Consider the following 381-nt stretch of genomic DNA (forward strand, 5'->3'; position numbering starts at 1 on the left):
ACAGGACATTGCGGGATCAGTCGTTCACACCTCTCTGATTAACAACTAGATCGATCTGTATCCGGAGTATACGGGAACCGGCCTGCTTTCGATTCTGCAGATGGACATGATAACGGATCCGGAAGAAGTATACCGGACTGTTAAGGATGAATATGAAAAGCGTTTCCAGGTGACATGGCTGGATTATTCGAAAGCCAATGACGGACAGGGACTGGTGATCCGGACGGATGTGGCAGAACAGCTGGGAATCCGTACCATTTCTGATTTGCAGAAGCATGCCAAAGAGCTGCGCTTCGCCTCCCAGGGAGAATTTGACGCGAGGGAGGATGGTCTTCTGGCACTGGAACAGAAGTACGGAGCCTTCGACTGGAAATCCAGCCG

The 381-nt window shown here is 51.2% G+C and carries 1 protein-coding gene; it reads left to right on the forward strand.

Going from position 1 to position 381, the window contains the following annotated elements; all coding sequences use genetic code 11:
- Positions 1-106: 106 nt before the first annotated feature.
- Positions 107-381, forward strand: a 275-nt coding sequence (locus tag NE473_RS30565; protein WP_502802858.1) for a glycine betaine ABC transporter substrate-binding protein, incomplete at its 3' end; no start/stop codon positions are given.

The organism is Hungatella sp. SL.1.14, from assembly GCF_024460495.1.
Lineage (GTDB): Bacteria > Bacillota > Clostridia > Lachnospirales > Lachnospiraceae > Hungatella > Hungatella hathewayi.